The 1564-nt window shown below is 69.4% G+C and carries 1 protein-coding gene; it reads right to left on the reverse strand.

Annotated elements, in window-relative coordinates; genetic code table 11:
• A partial coding sequence (locus tag OP18_RS50535) for a transposase (protein WP_052388596.1) occupies window positions 1–1540 on the reverse strand: 1540 nt, incomplete at its 3' end.
• Between the last annotated feature and the right edge of the window lie 24 nt (window positions 1541–1564).

A 1564-nucleotide genomic window follows, 5' to 3' on the forward strand; every position in this document is an offset into this window, starting at 1 on the left:
GGGTGAGGGCGGCGAGGTGGAGTTCGGCTTGGCAGGCGTGCAGGCCGCGTAGGAGGAAGGCGCGTAGGCCGATGCAGTCTTTGAGGTGGCCGTTGATGGGTTCGATGGTGGCGCCGCGTTTCTTGTAGAGGGCAGCGCCGTCGGGGGTGCTGAGCCGGTGCTGCATCGCTTCGTGGGGGGCGGCGGTGTCTGGTGGTGGGCCGGTGGCGGGGTTGGTGGTGGCGGTGTGGTGCAGGTCGCGGGTTTTGCCGGTGGCGATGAGCCGGTCCGGGCCGGGCGCGGTGAGGTTGGCGTCGCTGCAGTAGCCGTTGTCGGCCAGGGCGATGCCGATACTGGCGTGGGCGGCGTCGGGGTCGCGGCGTTGCGTTCGGAGCGTTTCGGCAGCTGTAGTGCTGCTGGCGAGCATGGGTTGGAGTTGTTCGACGTCGCCGGGGTCCTGCACGAGGTGGCCGGCGATGATGAAGTGGTCTTCGCTGGCGGCCAGTTGGGCGTTGTAGCCCTGGATGAAGCCTTTGCGGGTGGGCATGATCCGGGAGTCCGGGTCGGTGCTGTTGCGTTGCACCGGTGCTGGCAGGCAGCCGCTGCGCCGGCAGGTTTTGCCGTGGCGGCAGGTTTTGCGGTCCTTCGGTGGCTTGGGTTCCGTGGCGTTGCGTTCCGCGTCGGTGACGGCGGCGGTGAGAGCGCGTCGGGCCTTGCGGACGTAGCGGTGCCCGGGTCCGTACTGTTGGATGTAGCGGTCGAGTCTGGCTTCGGCAGTCTGGACCGGGGTGACCCCACGCGGCGGCTGTCCCCGGCGGACCCGGCCGGCCCGGGCGTCGGCGAGGTACTGCGCGGCGGTGTCCTGCTCAGCAGCGATCACCGCATCACGGGCCGCGTCAGCGGCGGTGATCTCGTCCAGGCAGCGGCGCAGCCGGGCCGCGCGTTCGGCCCGGCCGGCCGCGCCCCGCCCCGACATCCCTTCCGGTGGTTCGTCGCCGCGCCGGTCCAGGCCGAACCGTGTGTCCTCGGCCGCGTCCACCATCGCGGCCTCACCGGTCATCGCAGCGACCTTCGCCTGGTAATACGCCCGTTCATGGCTGGCGTCGATGGACGCGTTCGCGGCGATCTTCGTCCCGTCGATCGCGACGATACCCAGCCGGACGAACCCGGCCTTCGCGCACACGATCAACACCTGCGTGAACAGGTCCTCGAACAGGTCCAGATGCGCCTGCCGGAACCGGGCGATCCGGGTATGGTCCGGCGGATCCTGCCCGCAAAGGACCCGGAACGCCACATCGGTGTGACAGGCCCGCTCGATCGCCCGTGAGGACCGCACCCCCTGGCAGTAGCCGTAGACCAGCAGCGCGAGCAGCATCACCGGGTCGTACGCCTGCCGACCCACCCCACCCAGCCGATACCGGCTGCGCAGCACCGTCAGATCGAGCTGCTCGACCACGTCCAGCACCAGCCACACCTGATGCTCATCCGGCAGCCAGTCCCGCATGTCCACCGGCAACAGGAACTGCTGGTCACGATCCACCGGACGGAACTGCTTCGCCATACCCAATGATCGATCGAGTACCGC

The sequence above is a fragment of the Dactylosporangium aurantiacum genome (assembly GCF_000716715.1).
In the GTDB taxonomy this organism is placed as follows: Bacteria; Actinomycetota; Actinomycetes; order Mycobacteriales; family Micromonosporaceae; genus Dactylosporangium; species Dactylosporangium aurantiacum.